The organism is Enterobacter sp. I4 (assembly GCF_022669095.1).
Lineage (GTDB): Bacteria > Pseudomonadota > Gammaproteobacteria > Enterobacterales > Enterobacteriaceae > Enterobacter > Enterobacter pasteurii.
Window position 1 is genome coordinate 1,916,769 of sequence record NZ_JALBUO010000001.1, and the last position, 18,420, is coordinate 1,935,188.

The window sequence follows — 18,420 nt, forward strand, 5'->3', positions numbered from 1 at the left end:
CGAATTGCTTATCGTTGCTCACCTGCTGTTAAAATGAACAGCATACAAGGCCGGGAAGGCGAATTACAGATGTCGCAGGGAAGCATGCAGTGGCGGAGGTGGAATGTGTTAACGCGTGATTTCCTGATGAAGGCAGATTGTAAGACGGCATTTGGCGCTATTGAGGAATCGCTTCTCTGGTCGGCTGAACAGCGTGCGGCGTCGCTTGCGGCAACGCTTGCCTGCCGCCCGGATGATGGTCCGGTGTGGATTTTTGGCTACGGCTCGCTGATGTGGAACCCGGCGCTCGAGTACGTCGAATCGGCAACCGGAACGCTGCCCGGCTGGCACCGCGCATTCTGCCTGCGCCTCACCGCCGGGCGCGGCAGCGCCTGCCGGCCGGGCCGCATGCTTGCACTAAAAGAGGGCGGGCGCACCACGGGCGTAGCATACCGTCTTCCGGACGCCACGCTGGAAGAGGAGCTGACGCTGCTGTGGAAGCGCGAAATGATTACCGGCTGCTATATGCCCAGCTGGTGCAGGCTGGAGCTGGACGACGGGCGCAGCGTAAGCGCGCTGGTATTCATTATGGATCCGCGCCATCCGCTGTATGAAGCCGATACCCGAACCCAGGTGATTGCTCCGCTGATTGCCGCCGCCAGCGGACCGCTGGGCACCAACGCGCAGTACCTGTTCTCGCTCGATCAGGAGCTGACGCGGCTCGGCATGAAGGACGACTGTCTGAACGAGCTGGTGGTGAAGGTGAAAGCGCTGCTGGAAGGCAACCCGCCCGGCGCGACGCTGAGGCCAGGTTTTGCATGAATTAACGCCCGGTTAACCGGGCGTTTTGCATTATGCCGCCACGTAGCTCACGGAGTGCTCGAGCGACTGGCTGTGGCTGTCGATCAGAACATCCCAGGTGCCGGTATAGGGCACCGTCAGCCATGCCTTATCATCCTGCACGGAGAGGATATCCGCCCCAGACTGCGCGTGCGCTTTCGAACTCATCAGGTGGATGCGGCAACGCTCTGAGCAACGAACCACTACCGTATCCCCGCCAAACAGCTTCAAGCTTGTTTTAACCAGTGCCATTTTATTACCCCGTTTTTTTGCCCATCCCGAGCGTGATGTTGTTCACAATTTACTCATTGCATAACACCAAAGGGGGAGGGGCGGGATGCTGATTTTGATCAAAAAAGGGCGTAACGATTAAACAAAAATGACAAAATCCCTGAAACCATTCAGCCGGCGCGCGTTTTCCCTGTCCTGCGCGCGCCTGGAGAAAATTATATGCGGAAATGTCCGGCGGTCTCAGCAAGGTCGCCCGCCTGGCTTTGCAGCGCGCTGGCCGCAGCGGCAGACTGCACCACGAGTTCGGCGTTCTGCTGCACCATCCGATCCAGATGGCTAACCGCGTGATTAATCTCGTGGATCCCCTTCATCTGCTCGCGGGTGGCAATCGATATTTCGCGCATGATGCCCGACACGCTCCCGACGCTGGAGCGGATCTCATCCATGCTGTCTCCCGCAAGGTGCACGTACCGGGAGCCGGTCGCGACGCTTTCGGTGGTAGAGTCGATGAGGGATTTGATCTCTTTCGCCGCCTGAGCGCTGCGGCTGGCCAGATTACGCACTTCGCCCGCGACGACCGCGAACCCGCGGCCTTGCTCTCCGGCACGTGCGGCTTCCACCGAGGCGTTCAGCGCCAGGATATTGGTCTGGAAGGCAATGCCGTCAATGACGCTGGTGATATCACCAATTTTTGCGGAAGCGACCTCGATGGACTGCATGGTGCTGATGGCCTGAGCGACGACGTCGCCCCCGCGCGCCGCCGCGGCCGAGGCCTTGCTCGCCTGCTCGTTCGCCTCTGCTGCCGACTCGTTTGACTGCGTGACGGAGGCGGTAATCTCCTCTACGGCGCTGGCCGTTTCCCGCAGGCTGGAGGCGGCCTGCTCGGTTCGTCCGGAAAGATCCTGATTGCCCGCCGCAATCTCCCGCGCGGCGTTTTTCACCGAGGCGCTGGCCTCACGCAGCTGGACCATCACCACGGAGAGCTTATCGCTGAAGGCGTTAAAGGCCTGAGCGATTTGCGCCACTTCGTCGTCTCCCTTATCCGGCAGGCGCTGTGACAGATCGTTAGTACCGTTGGCGATGTTGTTCATCGCATCGCGGATATCAGACAGTCGTTTGAGAAGGCGGGCGATCAGGACATGCACGATGGCGCCGCTCAGCAGGGCGAGGATCGCCAGCGACAGCGCTGAGGCTTTAAGCAGGGAGCGCATTCCGGAGGTGGCATCCGCGTTATCGAGCGCGACAACAAGCAGCCAGCGGGTGCCCGGTACGGCGGTCGCGACGAACGTTTTATCGCTACCGTCAAACGTCCCGTCAACCAGGTTACCGCTTTTCAGGGCCGCAAAATCGATCCCTTTGAGGACCTCATTCAACGGCTTCAGCGTCAGGGCCGGGTCGTTGGCGGCAATCACGGTGCCGTCGCTGCTCAAAAGTAATCCGCTGCTGGCCGGGGTCGGGTGAATGCCGCGCACGTTAGCCACCACGCTGTCCAGGGCCACATCGCCCGCCACAACCGCCTTCAGCGTGCCGTTCTCCTTTACCGGTATCGCGAAGGTGACCACCAGTTTTCCGGTACCCGCGTCCACGTAGGGGGCAGTCACCACCGGGCCATCCGCGCTGACGACCTGCTGGTACCAGGGGCGAATGGTTGGATCGTAATCGGCAGGTACGCCGGCCGGGTCGGAGAATTTGGCCGTTTTGCTGGCGTACCCGACATACACGTTGGTAAACCCGCCCGCCTGCGCGAGCTGCTTAAATACGGGCACCGGATCATCACTTAACGCCACGCTTTGCGCCGAGGCGATGACGGCCATTTTGCCCTTCACCCAGTCGGCAATCGCCATCGTGTGGCTGGCGCTGGTGCTGCTCAGAATATCGCGCTGTGACTGCTGGTTATCGTGGCGCGTAACCTGAAAGTTGATAACGGTATTAAGAAGAAGGGCGACGACAAGACAGCCTGTCGTCGCGGCAATGATGCGGGCGCGAATGGATCTGAACATAAGTTTAATACCTGCTGTGTTGTTTCCATCTCCATCGGCAACCTTGCAGGTAAACTTGATGCTGAAACCGCGTCCATAAGAAAATACTATTTTTACGGCGAAATTATTAAAATGTTAATACTTTATCCGCGTTCAGCGTCCATTCGGCCAGCTCCACCAGCGTGCCGATCTCGACGCCCTCAATCAAAGGCAGCCCGGTGATGCCGCGTCCGTCGGTGCAGGTTTTACACAGCTTGACCGGCACGTCCTGCGCGGTCAGGATCTCCAGCATCTGCTGGATGTTGTACCCCTCGGCGGGTTTCTGCCCCTTCAGTCCGGCCGTGACGGCGTCCGACATCAAAAAAAGACGCAGCTCAAGCGCGCTCTCTTTCTCGCGCAGCGCTATCGCCAGACGCAGGCTGTTAAAAAGGGATTCGCTGCCGTAGGCCGCACCGTTGGCGACGATCACAATCTTCTGCATGTTGACTCCTGTTATTTAAAGGGCACGAAAATTGCTTACTACTCCGGAGATTCGTTATCCGGGAGAGTAAGCATGACATTAATAGCGGGCAGTTCACCTGCGGCAACCGAGTGGTTCCAGCGCGCGACGTTGCTGCGCAAGGAGCAGCTCGGCAGGCTGGCCGCGCTTGGCGTGCTGGTGAATGGCATCAGCCGTCTGGCACATATGCTCCAGTGCGAGCGCGGGGCATCCAACGTCTGGCTCTGCTCTCAGGGTAAGCTGTATGTCCCCGAATGCAAAGCCAGTCGCGGGCTGGTGGATGAAAACCTCACCGCGCTGCATGCCGAGCTCAGCGCGCACTTCCCGGTCACGGGGAGCGGCGTCTGCGAGCGCATCGCCTGCGCGTTGCTCAGCCTGGATACGCTTCCACTCCTGCGTAACGGGATAGACGCGCAAAGCATCACGGCTCCCCAGGCCATGGATCGCTACAGCCGGATGCTCCGTCAGCTGCTCAGTATCGTACCGCAGCTGAATGACAGCATTGACGATCCGCAAATCGCGGGCCGTTTTGTTGCCCTCTATAGCCTGATGCAGGGCAAAGAGCTGGTGGGGCTAGAGCGCGCGCTTGGGGCCATTGGCTTTACGCAGGGTTTTTTCAATGACGATACCCGTCAGAAGCTGGTTGACCGCATTGACGGACAGCAGGCCTGTTTTGAGATCTTTTTATCCCATAGCCACGCGGACGTGCAGGACACGTTCGCCCGTCACTGCCAGCCCGACCGTGAGACGGAGCAGCTCCGGCGCGTCGCCTGCACGCGGCAGCCCTCCGCTGACAACGGCAATACCGCGCTGAACTGGTTTTCACTGCAAACGTCGCGGCTTGAGCATCTGCGCGCGCTTGAGGAGATCGTGATTGCCGACCTGATGGTGGCGGTGGATGAGGCAATTCAGACCTCCGGTGCGGCCGCGATGGGAGGCGATGAACGCGACGACCCGATTGCGCCTTACCCGGATAAACCCCTGCTTACGCTGGTGCGTCAGCAGGCGCGCGAGATAGAGCAGCTATCCCGCCAGCTGGCCTCCCTGCGGGACACGCTGGAGGAGCGTAAGCTCATCGATAAGGCCAAAAGCATACTGATTACCCACCAGAACATGAGCGAGGAGCAGGCGTGGACGGCCCTGCGCAAAATGGCGATGGATAAAAATCAGCGCATGGTTGATATCGCCCGTGCGCTGCTCACCGTCAGGAACCTCTGGCCGATAACCCCTAAGGAGTAGCTGCACAATCGGCGGGCATTTTCTGCCTGATAGCGGTGCGTGAAATCGCGGCTGCCGGGGGTAAAGCCAGTAAAACAGGGTGTTAAAAGCTGGCATTAGCTTTGCATTAACAGATTAACCATTTTCGACGATGCGCCAACGGCGGTGCATGCGTCTTCGGGATAAAGGCGTCCAGCAGTGCTTCGGCACGGCGGGCGCTTTTTTTTGGCTTTTTTTCAGGAGCGGTTATGGCGGAATTGTCGAGACGGCGGTTTTTGCAGGCCAGCATGCTGGCAAGTGGCGCAATGCTGTTACCGGGCGTCATGCAGGCCGCGTGGGCGGCGGGGTCGGATAAGCCCGAACAGGAGACGGTACGCATCGGGTTTATCCCGCTCACCGACTGCGCGCCGGTGGTTATCGCGGCCCTGAAGGGGTTCGATAAAAAATATGGCATCACCATTGTCCCCACCAAAGAGGCGAGCTGGGCAGCGGTGCGCGACAAGCTGGTGGCGGGCGAGCTGGACGCGGCGCACGTTCTTTATGGCCTGCTGTACGGGCTTGAGCTGGGCATCGCCGGCAAGCCGCAGCAGATGGCGAACCTGATGACCCTCAACCAGAACGGTCAGGCCATTACGCTCTCAGGCGATCTGGCGGAGAAGGGCGTTCGCGATCTCGACGGGCTGAAGACGCTGGTTGGCCAGCAGGCTCCGGGGACGTATACCTTCGCGCATACCTTCCCGACGGGCACGCACGCCATGTGGCTCTACTACTGGCTGGCCAGCGCGGGCATCAATCCGTTCGACGACGTGCGCACGGTGGTGGTGCCGCCGCCGCAGATGGTGATGAACATGCGCATCGGCAACATGGTCGGCTTTTGCGTCGGCGAGCCGTGGAACGCGCGGGCGATTAACGACCGCATCGGGTTTACCGCCGCCACATCGCAGTCCATCTGGGCCGATCATCCGGAAAAAATTCTCGGCACGCGTCGCGACTGGGTGGACAAAAATCCGCACACCGCCCGGGCGCTGGTGTGCGCGGTGATGGAAGCCGCGCGCTGGATCGAGGCCTCACCGGAAAATAAACGCGAGACCGCGCGGATCCTCTCCCGCCGCGCGTGGCTGAACTGCAAGGAGCAGTACCTCACCGGGCGAATGCTGGGCGAATACGACAACGGCCTGGGGCAGCGCTGGCAGGACGCACACCCGATCCGCTTCTTCAACGAGGGTGCGGTGAGCTACCCGTATCTCTCCGACGGCATGTGGTTTTTAACCCAGTTCCGCCGCTGGGGCTTGCTCCACGCCGCGCCGGACTACGTGGGCATCGCACGGCGCATCAACCAGACCGCGGTCTGGCAGGATGCGGCGACCGCCGTCGGCGGCATGTCCACCCCGTCATCACCCTATCGCAGCAGCACCCTGATGGACGGCACCGTCTGGAACGGCACCGATCCGGAAGGGTACGCCAACCGCTTCGCCATTCACCGTAAAGGGGCCTGATTATGCAGCATTTACAAAGTACGAAACCACAAGAGACGCCGGAGAGCGGGGAGGTGATTGTCCTGCCTCCGCGACGGGTACGCCGCCGCGCCCCGGCGTTTACGCGTCGGATGAACGATGTTTTACAGCGCGTTATTCCGGCGCTGCTCGGTCTCGGGCTGCTGGTGGTGCTCTGGCAGCTGGCGGCGATCAACAGCAAAGGCTTCCCTACACCGCTCAGCACCCTGGATTCGGCCATCACCCTGTTCGCCGACCCGTTCTACCGCGACGGGCCAAACGATATGGGTATCGGCTGGAACGTGCTCGCGTCACTGCAGCGCGTCGCCATTGGCTTCGGGCTGGCCGCGCTGGCGGGCATTCCGCTGGGCTTTTTGATTGGCCGCTTCACCTTTTTCTCACGCATGTTTAACCCGCTGATCGCGCTCCTGCGTCCGGTCAGCCCGCTGGCCTGGCTGCCCATCGGCCTGCTGCTGTTCCAGAAAGCGGAGCCGGCGTCCAGCTGGACCATTTTTATCTGCTCCATCTGGCCGATGGTCATCAACACCGCCGAAGGGGTGCGCCGTATCCCCCAGGACTACCTCAACGTCGCCCGGGTGCTGCAGCTCTCTGAATGGGACATCATGCGCCGCATTCTCTTCCCGGCGGTGCTGCCTGCGGTACTGACCGGGGTACGCCTCTCCATCGGCATTGCCTGGCTGGTGATCGTCGCCGCCGAGATGCTCACCGGAGGGCTGGGCATCGGCTTCTGGATCTGGAACGAGTGGAACAACCTCAACGTTGAAAACATTCTCATCGCCATCGTCATCATTGGCGTGGTCGGGTTGCTGCTGGAGCAGGGGCTGATGCTGATCGCCCGTCGCTTTAGCTGGCAGGAAAAATAAGGAGCGAAGATGAAACCGTTAATTCAGGTCCAGGCCGTGAGCCAGCGCTTTTCCACCGCCAGCGGCGAGTTCCTGGCGCTGCAGAACGTCTCTTTTGATATTCACGAGGGTGAAACCGTCAGCCTGATTGGTCACTCGGGCTGCGGCAAGTCGACGCTGTTAAACCTTATCGCCGGCATTACGCTGCCGACGGAAGGCGGGCTGATCTGCGACAACCGCGAAATCGCCGGGCCGGGACCCGAGCGGGCGGTGGTGTTTCAGAACCATTCGCTGCTGCCCTGGCTAACCTGCTTCGACAACGTGGCGCTGGCGGTGGAAAGGGTGTTTCGCCACGCCATGAGCAAAGCCGAGCGTAAGGAGTGGATTGAACACAACCTCGACCGCGTGCAGATGGGCCACGCGCTGCATAAGCGTCCGGAGGAGATCTCCGGCGGCATGAAGCAGCGCGTGGGGATCGCCCGCGCGCTGGCGATGAAGCCGAAGGTGCTGCTGATGGATGAGCCGTTCGGGGCGCTGGACGCGCTGACGCGGGCGCACCTTCAGGACTCGGTGATGCAGATCCAGCAGGCGCTGAATACCACCATCGTGCTCATTACCCACGACGTCGACGAGGCGGTGCTGCTCTCCGATCGCGTGCTGATGATGACCAACGGCCCGGCGGCCACCGTGGGCGAGATCCTGCGCGTCGATCTTCCGCGCCCGCGCAACCGGGTGCAGCTGGCGGACGACGGTCGCTATCACCACATGCGCCAGCAGATCCTCCATTTCCTCTACGAAAAACAGCCGAAAGCGGCGTAGCGAGGGGCAACCATGCGACTGGTCATTATCGGTAATGGGATGGCGGCAGCCCGGCTGATTGACTCGCTGACCGGGCGTGCTCCCGGTAGTTTTTGCGTCACCGTCATCGGTGACGAGCCTCAGCATGCCTATAACCGTATCCAGCTTTCACCGGTTCTGGGCGGGGAAAAGCAGGCGGCGAGCATTTACCTGCACGATGAGGAGTGGTACCGGGCGCGAGGCGTGACGGTGCTTCGGGGGGAAAAGGTCATTGCCGTGGACGTGAGCGCGCGTGAAGTGCATACCGCTGCCCGCAGGCTGGGCTGGGATGCGCTGGTCTTTGCCACCGGGTCAACGCCCTTTGTGCCGCCGATCCCCGGCAGCGGCGCGCCGCACGTGTTTACCTTTCGTACCCTGGACGATACCCGCGCCGTTCAGCGCATTTCCGGTCCGGCGGTGGTGCTGGGCGGCGGGGTGCTCGGCGTGGAGGCGGCTGCGGCGCTGGCGCGGTCGGGTGACAGCGTCACGCTGGTGCACCGCGGCCCGTGGCTGATGGAGCAGCAGCTGGACCGGCAGGCGGGCGTGCTGCTGGAAGAGGCGCTGGCGGAGCGGGGCGTTCGCTGCGAGCTCGACTCGGGCATCACGGCGATTGATGAGGATAGCGTGAAACTGCTTAACGGACGCCGCGTCGCGGCCGCGCGCGTGGTGCTGGCGACCGGGGTGCAGCCGAACGTCGCGCTGGCGCGGGCAAGCGGCATTCGCTGCGCGCGCGGCATTGTGGTGGATAGCCAGATGCAGACCTCGGTGCCGGCTGTCTTCGCCATTGGCGAGTGCTGCGAAGTTGACGGCCAGACCTTTGGCCTGGTCGCCCCCTGCATGGCGCAGGCGGATATCCTCGCCGCGCGGCTGGCCGGAGAGATCGCCGCGCCGTTTGCCCTGACCGACAGCGGCGTGCGCCTCAAGGTAACCGGCGTGGAGCTGTTCAGCCTCGGTCGCGCGGCTGCGCAGGAGAACGACGTGGTCTGGAGCTCGTGGGATCCGCTAACCCGCCACTATCGTCGCCTGCTGATCCACCGGGGGGCGCTGGCTGGCGTGCTGCTGATGGGAGACTGCCGCAGCGCGGCGACATTTACCGATTTACTGGCAACGGCTGCGCCCGCCCACGCGGACTGGCTGTTCGATCGTTTCACTACGCAACCGCGGGTTGCAGGACAGAACGCTATGACAAAACCTACTCTGGTGGTGGTTGGACACGGTATGGTCGGCCATCATTTCCTTGAAGACTGCGTTAACCGCAATCTGCATCAGCAGTACCAGATCGTTGTCTTTGGTGAAGAGCGCTATGCCGCCTATGACAGGGTACATCTGTCCGAGTACTTTGGCGGGCGCAGCGCGGCGTCGCTCTCGCTGGTGGAAGGGGATTTCTTTGCCGACAGCGGCATCGAGCTGCGCCTGTCGCAGCAGATCGTCGCTATCGATCGCGATGCGCGCGTGGTGCGCACCGCCAGCGGGCATGAGATCCACTGGGACAAGCTGGTGCTGGCGACCGGTTCATACCCGTTCGTCCCGCCCGTGCCGGGCAACGATCTGCCGGGCTGCTTTGTCTACCGCACCCTTGACGACCTGGACAACATTGCGGCCCATGCCGCGGGGTCACGACGCGGCGTGGTGATTGGCGGCGGCCTGCTGGGGCTGGAGGCGGCGAATGCCCTCACGCAGCTCGGGCTGGAAACCCACGTGGTGGAGTTTGCGCCGAACCTGATGGCGGTGCAGCTCGATAACGACGGCGCGGCAATGCTGCGTAAGAAAATTGAGGCGCTTGGCGTCGGCGTTCATACCTCTAAAGCCACGACCGACATTATCCCGACGGACGACGGATTAGTCCTGCGCTTCGCCGATGGCGAACGGCTGGAAACGGACATGGTGGTCTTTTCTGCGGGCATTCGTCCCCAGGACGCGCTGGCGCGCGGCTGCGGGCTGGCTGTCGGCGAGCGCGGCGGGATCTGCATTGACGACGGCTGTCATACCTCTGACCAGGACGTGTTTGCCATCGGCGAGTGCGCGCTGTGGGAGGGCAAAATTTACGGCCTGGTAGCGCCGGGCTACCAGATGGCGCGGGTGGCCGCCGCCGCGCTGGCGGGTGAGGAGAAGACCTTCACCGGGGTGGATATGAGCACCAAACTCAAGCTGCTCGGCGTGGATGTCGCCTCGTTCGGCGACGCTCACGGACGCACGCCGGGGGCGATGAGCTACCAGTGGACGCACGGCCCGCGGCAAATCTATAAGAAAATCGTGGTTAGCCACGACGGCAAAACGCTGTTGGGCGGCGTGCTGGTAGGCGATGCTGGCGAATACGCCACCCTTGTGCAGATGATGCTCAACGGTATCGGCCTGCCGAAAGAGCCGGAAACGCTGATATTACCCGTCTCCTCGGGCAGCGCGCCAAAAGCGCTCGGCGTGGCGGCGCTGCCGGAAAGCGCGCAGATCTGCTCCTGTCATAACGTCAGCAAAGGCGATATCTGCCGGGCGGTGAGCGGCGGTGCGACGGAGATGGGAGCCATTAAACGGTGTACGAAAGCGGCCACCGGCTGCGGGGGCTGTAGCGCGCTGGTGAAGCAGGTGATGGAGTTTCAGCTTGCCGAACAGGGCGTGGAGGTGAAAAAGGATATCTGCGAACACTTCCCGTACTCGCGTCAGGAGATTTACCACCTGGTGCGCGTCAACCATATCCGCACCTTTGACCAGCTCATCAGCCGCTACGGCCACGGGCACGGATGTGAAATCTGTAAGCCGCTGGTCGGGTCGGTGCTCGCCTCCTGCTGGAACGAGTATCTGCTGAAGCCGGCGCACCTGCCGCTGCAGGACACCAACGACCGCTACTTCGCCAATATCCAGAAGGACGGAACCTACTCCATCGTGCCGCGCATGCCCGCGGGGGAAGTGACCGCCGACGGCCTGATCGCCATCGGACAGATTGCGAAGCGCTACGGCCTGTACAGCAAAATCACCGGCGGCCAGCGTATCGACCTCTTCGGCGCCACCCTCGATCGGCTGCCGGAGATCTGGCAGGCGCTGGTGGAGGCCGGGTTTGAAACCGGGCACGCGTACGGGAAATCCCTGCGCACGGTGAAGTCCTGCGTCGGGTCGACGTGGTGCCGCTACGGCGTGCAGGACTCTACCGGCCTCGCGGTCAGGCTGGAGCACCGCTACAAGGGGCTGCGGGCGCCGCACAAAATCAAAATGGCGGTTTCCGGCTGTACCCGCGAGTGCGCCGAGGCGCAGAGCAAAGACGTGGGGGTGATTGCCACGGACAAGGGCTGGAACCTCTATCTGTGCGGCAACGGCGGGATGAAGCCGCGCCATGCGGATCTCTTTGCCAGCGACCTGGACGACGAAACGCTGATCCGCACCGTCGACCGTTTCCTGATGTTTTATATCCGCACGGCGGATCGCCTGCAGCGCACCAGCACCTGGATGGACAACCTTGAAGGCGGCCTCGACTATCTGCGGGAGGTGATCCTGCACGACAGCCTGGGGATCGCCCACGAGCTGGAGCAGGAGATGGCCCGGGTGGTGGAAACGTATCAGTGTGAGTGGCAGACCACGCTGAACGATCCCGATCGTCTGGCGCTGTTCCGCACGTCGGTGAACGTTACCGCAGCGGACGAAAGCAAGCGCTGGCAGGAGATCTGCGGCATTGACGATATCCCGGAGCAGGCGGGCATCGGCGCGCGGCTTGGCCGCAATCCGATTGCGCTGTTCCGCTTTGGGGCTTGCGTTTACGCCCTCGACGATCTGGAGCCGGGCAGCAGCGCGAACGTGCTTTCGCGCGGCATTCTCGGCGATGCGGCAGGCGAACCGGTCGTTATCTCTCCGCTCTACAAGCAGCGTATTCGCCTGCGCGACGGGCGTCAGGCCGAGAGCGGCGAGCCTGCCGTGCGCGCCTGGCCGGTAAAAATTGAAAACGGCAAGGTGTGGGTTGGCAACGAAGAGCTGGTGATGCGCGCGGAGGCCTCATGACGGAAACCCGGACAACGTGCCCCTACTGCGGCGTGGGCTGCGGCGTAATTGCCAGCGTAGACGGCGAAAAGGTGAGCGTTCGGGGAGATGAAACGCACCCCGCAAACTTTGGTCGCCTGTGCGTAAAAGGGGCTGCCCTGGGAGAGACGACGGGATTGCAGGGAAGGCTGCTGCACCCGGTCGTTGACGGCGCTGAGGTGGAATGGCCGCAGGCGCTGGGCGCAGCAGGCGAGCGGCTCAGGGCAATTATTGAACAATGGGGGCCGCAGGCGGTGGCGTTTTACGCCTCCGGCCAGCTGTTAACCGAGGATTACTATGCCGCCAACAAGCTGATGAAGGGGTTTATCGGGGCGGCAAACATTGATACCAACTCGCGGCTTTGCATGTCGTCGGCGGTGGTGGGCTACAAACGCGCCTTTGGCGAAGACGTGGTGCCGTGCAGCTACGAGGATGTGGAAAACAGCGACCTGGTGGTGCTCGTTGGCTCGAACGCGGCCTGGACGCATCCGGTGCTGTACCAGCGGCTGGTCCAGGCAAAACTCAATAATCCGCAGATGAAGGTCGTGGCGATCGATCCGCGTACCACCGCCACCTGCGATATCGCCGACCTGCACCTGGCGCTGAAGCCCGGCAGCGACGCCGGGCTGTTTGTGGGATTGCTCAATCTGATCCAGGGCACCGGTGAGTGGCCCATTGCCCGCGTGGCGGCGTTTTGCGATCTCCCTGCCGGGAAAATAGGGACCTTTTACGACTGGTTTATCACCGCGCCTCGCGCGATCACCCTTTACGCCATGGGGATCAACCAGTCTTCCAGCGGCAGCGACAAGTGCAGCGCCATCATTAACGTGCATCTTGCCAGCGGAAAATTTAATCGTCCGGGCTGCGGCCCGTTTTCGCTGACCGGACAGCCAAACGCCATGGGCGGGCGGGAAGTGGGCGGGCTGGCAAACCAGCTGGCGGCGCATATGGGCTTCGAGCCGGACGATCTGGCAAGGGTGGCGCGCTTCTGGGGCACCGGGCGGCTGGCGCAGACTCCGGGGCTGATGGCGGTGGAGCTGTTTGACGCCATTGCCCGCGGCGAGGTGAAGGCGGTGTGGATCATGGGGACTAACCCTGCCGTCTCGCTGCCGGACAGCCACGCGGTATGCCAGGCGCTGGCGGGCTGCCCGCTGGTGATCGTCTCTGAGGTGATGCAGGAGACGGACACCAGCCGGTTTGCCCATATCCGTTTTCCGGCGCTGGGGTGGGGCGAGAAAAACGGCACGGTGACGAACTCCGAGCGGCGTATTTCCCGCCAGCGCGCGTTTTTGCCGGCGCCCGGCGAGGCGAAGCCGGACTGGTGGATCGTCGCCCGGGTCGCCGGGCAGCTTGGCTATGGCGAGGCCTTCGCCTGGGAACATCCTCAGGAGATATTTTGTGAGCACGCGGCGCTGACGGCGTTTGAAAACGGCGGGGAGCGGGCGCTGAACCTGCGCGAGCTGGCGGGGCTGACGCGGGAAGAGTGGGATGGGCTGGAGCCGTACCAGTGGCATGCCGGTGACTTCCCGCAGCGTACGATGGTTCCGGTTGAGCCGCAATCGCATGGGGCACGCGTCGGGGCGCTGTATCCGCTGATGCTCAACACCGGGCGGATACGCGACCAGTGGCACACCATGACGCGCACCGGGTACGTCCCGCGCCTGATGCAGCACGTCGACGAGCCTGTGGTGGAAATAAGCACCACCGACGCCGCGCGCGCTGCCCTTACCGACGGCCAGCTGGCGCGGATCAGCTCTCCGCGCGGGGTCATGGTTGCCAGAGTCCGTATCAACCCCGGCCAGCGTGCGGGGGAGCTGTTTGCGCCGATGCACTGGAACGCGCAGTTTGCCCGCCAGGGGAAGGTGAATGCGCTGGTGGAAGGGCGCTGCGATCCGGCTTCTGGCCAGCCGGAGAGTAAACAAACCGCCGTCAGGATCGCGCCCTGGCAGCCGGTCTGGCAGGGGGAGCTGTATGCCCGGGAACTGCCCGAGCTGCCGCCCCCGGTATGCTGGTGGCGTAAAGCCTCGCGGCTGACGGTGGCGGGCGATAAGCCGCTGCTGTCGTGGGTGATGAATTACGCCAGCGGCCGCGGCTGGCAGCTTCAGGTTGCTCAGGCGGGCGAACGCAGCAGCGTGCTGGCCTGGCATGACGGCGAGCTGATGCTTGGCTTCTGGGAAGGCCATACGCTGCCGGCGCTCGCGCATGCATATATAGAAGAAGCCTTCGCCGCTGCGTCTGTAGAGGTAGCTGAACGCCACGCGCTGCTGAACGGGCAAAGACCGGATGAAGAATCCGATCCCGGGCGAATTATCTGTAGCTGCTTTTGCGTGGGGGAAAACACGATACGCGAGGCGATTGCCGGAGGCTGCGGTTCCGTGGCATCGCTCGGGGCGTCGCTACGGTGCGGCACCGGCTGCGGCTCCTGCGTGCCTGAACTGAAGGGGCTGCTGGGATGAGGTTGTAAAGCGGACAAACGCTTTCAGGATATTCCTGAAATTGCTGTTAAGACTGTATTTCGGGTTTTATAGCGTTAACATAATAGGAGTTTGTTTATACGCACAGGTTCTTATTGACGACGTTGAAGGCTGTATCGTCCCGCATCGGTTTTTTGCTATTACTCCCCCTTCTTTCGGCCGGAGCCGTTCACGGTGCGCCGAAATCCTTCGTGCAGCAGGCGCAAAATCCCTTTGATAACAACGGCGATAGCCTGCCGGACCTGGGCATGGCCCAGCCCACCAGCGAGGGCGAAAAGCACCTTGCCGAAATGGCGAAAGCCTTCGGTGAGGCGAGTATGAACGATAACGGCCTTACCGCCGGGCAGCAGGCGCGGCAGTTCGCGTTGGGTCAGGTGCGCGATGCGGTGAGCGGAGAAGTCAACGAGCAGATTGAATCCTGGCTTTCTCCCTGGGGTAACGCCAGCGTTAACGTGCTGGTGGATGATGAAGGCAACTTCAACGGCAGCAGCGGAAGCTGGTTTATCCCCTGGAACGATAACAACCGCTACCTGAGCTGGAGCCAGCTTGGGCTGACGCAGCAGGCCGACGGGCTGGTGAGCAACGCGGGGATCGGCCAGCGCTGGGTTGCCGGAAAGTGGCTGCTGGGCTACAACACCTTTTACGACAATCTGCTTGAGGACAACCTGCAACGTGCCGGGCTGGGGGCAGAGGCGTGGGGCGAAAACCTGCGCCTGTCGGCCAACTACTACCAGCCGTTTGCGGGATGGCAGCCGCGCTCCGATATTCGGGAGCAGCGCATGGCGCGCGGGTACGACGTGACGGCGAAAGCCTGGCTGCCGTGGTTTCACCACCTGAACACCAGCGTCAGCTTTGAGCAGTATTTTGGCGATAACGTGGATCTGTTCAACAGCGGCACGGGGTATCACAACCCGGTGGCGGTCAATCTGGGGCTGAACTATACCCCCGTTCCGCTGGTCACCCTGACGGCTGCCCACAAGCAGGGGGAGAGCGGGGTCAGCCAGAATAACCTCGGGCTAAAGCTCAACTACCGTTTTGGCGTGCCGCTGGCGAAGCAGCTTTCCGCCGGGGAAGTGGCGGCGACGCGCTCGCTTCGCGGGAGCCGCTATGATTCACCCGAGCGCGATAATCTGCCCGTGATGGAGTTCCGCCAGCGCAAAACGCTGTCGGTTTATCTGGCCACGCCGCCGTGGGATCTGAAGCCGGGCGAAACCGTGATGCTGAAGCTGCAAATTCGCAGCACGCACGGTATCCGTCAGATCCACTGGCTGGGTGATACCCAGGCGCTCAGCCTGACCTCGCCGGAAAACAGCAACAGCAGCGACGGCTGGAGCGTGATCATGCCTGCCTGGAACGACGCGGAAGGGGCGAAAAACGAATGGCGGCTCTCGGCCGTTGTGGAAGATAAGAATGGGCAGCGTGTCTCCTCCAATGAGATCACGCTTTCCGTGGTGCAACCGCTCGTCGCAGTGCCTGACGACGATCCACGGTGGAAGTTGCTGCCGGACGAGTAAGTTAAAAAATGCGTTCCTGATGCACCCAGACGGCGGCCTCAACGCGGGATTTTAACTTCATTTTCTTCAGCATGTGTTTAACGTGTACCTTGACCGTGCTTTCGGTGATGTCCAGACGGCGGGCGATCATCTTGTTCGGCAGGCCCTGGGCAATCAGCTTCAGAATGTCGCGCTCGCGCGGGGTCAGCTGGCTGACGTCGCGGTCGGACGTGGCGCGGTTCGCGCGCAGGCTGGCGGCCAGCACTGGCGTTAACGCTTCACTCAGTACCATCTCGCCTGCGGCAGCCTGCTGCAGCGCCTTGAGCAGATCTTCCGGCTCCATATCCTTCAGCAGATAGCCGTCTGCACCCCGCTTGAGCGCGGTGACCACGTCTTCCTCATGGTTAGATACGCTAAAGACCACCACCCGGCCGGAGAGGGATTTCTCCCGCAGCTTGTCGAGGGTTTCCAGACCGTTCATGCCCGGCATGTTGAGATCGAGTAAGATCAAATCAGGATCGAGCGATTCGGCAAGTTCAATGCCCTGTTCGCCGTTGCTGGCCTCACCGACGACGGTGATGTCGGGCGCCATGCTGACAAGCTGCTTAACGCCAGTACGCAGCATCGGATGATCGTCAATCAACAGGATGGATGCCGGTTCCTGATTAGTCATGGTTTTCTCCTTGAGCAGTTATGAGGGGCTTTTCGGGTATAAAGGTGACCACGACTTCGGTGCCACCTGACTCTCCCCGGCGAACCTGGCAATCACCGCGCAGGCTTTGCGCGCGGTCTCGCATGATAATTAAACCATAGTGGTTCGTTCGTTCGGCATTTTCCGGCACGCCGCGGCCGTTATCCTGGATCCTGAGCTTCACCTGGTTATCCTGGCAGCTCACGGTCACCGTGACGGCCGTCGCATCGGCATGTTTAAGCACGTTGCTCAGGGCTTCACGGGCAATTTGCAGTAAATGAATCGCCTGATGGGAGGGGACAAATCGCGGCGGCAGCTGGTAATCCAGCTTCACCGGGAAGCCCAGCCGGGCGCTAAATTCCTGGCAGCTCGACTCCAGCGCGGGGCGCAGCCCTGGCTCGGTGAGCTGCAGGCGGAAGGTGGTCAGCAGTTCGCGAAGCTGGATCCACGAGGTGTTAAGCTCGTTGCGGATCTGGCTGAGCAGCTGTTTGCTGCTCTCCGGCATACCTTCATCCTGCATTTGCAGACAGCTCACCTGCATCTTCATGCAGGAGAGGGACTGGGCGATGGAGTCGTGCAGCTCGCGGGCGATGGTGGCTCGCTCCTCCATGACGATCAGCTGCTGCTGTTTCTCCTGGTGGCGGTCGAGCGCCAGCGTGGCCGTGAGCTGTTCAACCAGCGTATCCACCAGCTGCTGCTGGTCGTGGCTCAGGTGACGCCCGGCTGGCAGGGTAGCCAGCAAAATACCGTACTGGGTATGGCTGTCCATCAGCCGCCACTTCAGCGTTGTGCCGCTGGTGGTGAGCGGAGGTAGCCCGCGCGGGCACAGATGACACCCTTTATCGTCGCAGGACATGTCCGACTGGCAGGTAAATTCCTGATGATTTTCTTCATCTTCAACGTCGTAAACCCGCAGCTCCAGGTCGTGGAGCAGGGTCAGGTTTTGCAGGCCGTTCAGTACCGGCGAGAGACGTTCACAAAGCGGTACCTGCATATGCAGGCGACGGTTCGCCTGCCACAGGAAAGAGAGGATCTCGTTTTTCTGCTCAAGCCCCGCGGTCTTCTCCTGAACGCGTTTCTCCAGCACCGCGTAGCTTTCCGACAGCTCTGCCGACATGGTATTCAGCGCCTCGCCGAGCATCGCCATTTCGTTGCGTCCGCTGATGTGCGTGCGCTGGGTAAAATCGCGCTGCGTAACGGCGCGAGCCATCGCCAGCAGCTGCTTCCAGGGGTTAAGCAAGCGCGCGCGCAGCCAGATCACCGTGAAAATCAGCAGCAGGCCCATAAACAGCGCCATCGCGCGGTGAACCATCACCACGCGGTCAATGCGTAGCTCCGTGGTGCGATCGAATGAGCTGACAAGGCGATCGATGCGCGATACGAACCCGGCGACATCCTGAGCGACGGTATCGCGGCTTTCCGCCCGCTTTAACCCCGGCGCCAGCTGGGTGTGCCAGTAGCCCTGAAGCGCCTTAAGCTGCGATTCCTGACCGTCACGAATGGCGGCTTTTTCCAGTTCCGGGCTGAACGCGGTACGCTCCATTTCATCAATAAGCGGCTTATCGGCCTGGGTCAGCGGGACCGACGCCAGCAGCCGGTAACTCTGCATACGCAGGGAGCCTGCCTCGTTAATGGCATGCGCGTTACCCTGTACGCCCTGCACCAGCCAGCCAGAAATAGCCATGCCGGTCACACCGATGGCGGTGGACAGCAAAACAATAAGCGCCAGTTGGTTAACCAGCGTCAGCGGAGATAAACATCTTTTTAACATAGAGTTGCCGGGCTCCTGACGTGACATAATTGCAGGAATGGCGCTATTCTGGT

General features: G+C 61.9%; 13 protein-coding genes. 8 read left to right on the top strand and 5 right to left on the bottom strand.

The window, feature by feature from the left end:
- The first annotated feature begins 105 nt into the window (after positions 1 to 105).
- Positions 106 to 801: a gamma-glutamylcyclotransferase gene (locus MOQ06_RS09150; RefSeq protein ID WP_176611204.1), complete on the top strand. Its 696-nt coding sequence runs from the start codon at positions 106 to 108 to the stop codon at positions 799 to 801.
- Between the two features lie 30 nt (positions 802 to 831).
- Here the strand turns inward: MOQ06_RS09150 and MOQ06_RS09155 are convergent, their stop codons facing one another.
- From MOQ06_RS09155 to MOQ06_RS09165, 3 genes are all read right to left on the bottom strand, one after another.
- Entirely contained in the window at positions 832 to 1,071 is a 240-nt protein-coding gene (locus MOQ06_RS09155; protein WP_242172506.1) for a DUF1883 domain-containing protein, read from the bottom strand.
- A 194-nt stretch (positions 1,072 to 1,265) separates the two neighbouring features.
- Complete coding sequence (locus MOQ06_RS09160; RefSeq protein WP_242172508.1) at positions 1,266 to 3,050, bottom strand: methyl-accepting chemotaxis protein; 1,785 nt, start codon at positions 3,048 to 3,050, stop codon at positions 1,266 to 1,268.
- Positions 3,051 to 3,156: 106 nt separating this feature from the next.
- Positions 3,157 to 3,510 carry a DsrE/DsrF/TusD sulfur relay family protein gene (locus MOQ06_RS09165; protein ID WP_148419613.1) on the bottom strand — a complete coding sequence of 118 codons (354 nt, stop codon included), beginning with the start codon at positions 3,508 to 3,510 and terminating at the stop codon, positions 3,157 to 3,159.
- A 72-nt stretch (positions 3,511 to 3,582) separates the two neighbouring features.
- On the opposite strand from MOQ06_RS09165, the gene nasR reads away from it, so the two are divergent.
- The 7 genes from nasR (at position 3,583) to MOQ06_RS09200 (ending at position 15,926) form a co-directional block, all read left to right on the top strand.
- Positions 3,583 to 4,767: a nitrate regulatory protein NasR gene (gene nasR / locus MOQ06_RS09170; RefSeq protein ID WP_242172510.1), complete on the top strand. Its 1,185-nt coding sequence runs from the start codon at positions 3,583 to 3,585 to the stop codon at positions 4,765 to 4,767.
- Between the two features lie 227 nt (positions 4,768 to 4,994).
- Positions 4,995 to 6,242, top strand: a complete 1,248-nt coding sequence (locus tag MOQ06_RS09175) for a CmpA/NrtA family ABC transporter substrate-binding protein (protein WP_242172512.1) — start codon at positions 4,995 to 4,997, stop codon at positions 6,240 to 6,242.
- Positions 6,243 to 6,244: 2 nt separating this feature from the next.
- The gene (ntrB, locus tag MOQ06_RS09180) at positions 6,245 to 7,123 is read left to right on the top strand and encodes a nitrate ABC transporter permease (RefSeq protein ID WP_148419616.1); all 879 of its coding nucleotides are present in this window, start codon (positions 6,245 to 6,247) and stop codon (positions 7,121 to 7,123) included.
- Between the two features lie 9 nt (positions 7,124 to 7,132).
- Positions 7,133 to 7,921, top strand: coding sequence for an ABC transporter ATP-binding protein (locus MOQ06_RS09185; RefSeq protein ID WP_242172514.1), 789 nt, complete (start codon positions 7,133 to 7,135; stop codon positions 7,919 to 7,921).
- Between the two features lie 12 nt (positions 7,922 to 7,933).
- Complete coding sequence (gene nirB / locus MOQ06_RS09190; RefSeq protein ID WP_242172516.1) at positions 7,934 to 11,920, top strand: nitrite reductase large subunit NirB; 3,987 nt, start codon at positions 7,934 to 7,936, stop codon at positions 11,918 to 11,920.
- Entirely contained in the window at positions 11,917 to 14,394 is a 2,478-nt protein-coding gene (locus tag MOQ06_RS09195) for a nitrate reductase (protein WP_242172518.1), read from the top strand. The genes nirB and MOQ06_RS09195 overlap by 4 nt, the downstream gene beginning before the upstream one ends.
- 113 nt (positions 14,395 to 14,507) lie before the next feature.
- Positions 14,508 to 15,926 carry a YchO/YchP family invasin gene (locus MOQ06_RS09200; RefSeq protein ID WP_277932183.1) on the top strand — a complete coding sequence of 473 codons (1,419 nt, stop codon included), beginning with the start codon at positions 14,508 to 14,510 and terminating at the stop codon, positions 15,924 to 15,926.
- A gap of 1 nt (position 15,927) precedes the next feature.
- On the opposite strand, the gene narL is transcribed toward MOQ06_RS09200, so the two are convergent.
- Complete coding sequence (narL, locus tag MOQ06_RS09205) at positions 15,928 to 16,578, bottom strand: two-component system response regulator NarL (protein ID WP_003856701.1); 651 nt, start codon at positions 16,576 to 16,578, stop codon at positions 15,928 to 15,930.
- On the bottom strand, positions 16,571 to 18,367 hold the full coding sequence (narX, locus tag MOQ06_RS09210; RefSeq protein WP_148419621.1) for a nitrate/nitrite two-component system sensor histidine kinase NarX: 1,797 nt from the start codon (positions 18,365 to 18,367) through the stop codon (positions 16,571 to 16,573). The genes narL and narX overlap by 8 nt, the downstream gene beginning before the upstream one ends.
- Between the last annotated feature and the right edge of the window lie 53 nt (positions 18,368 to 18,420).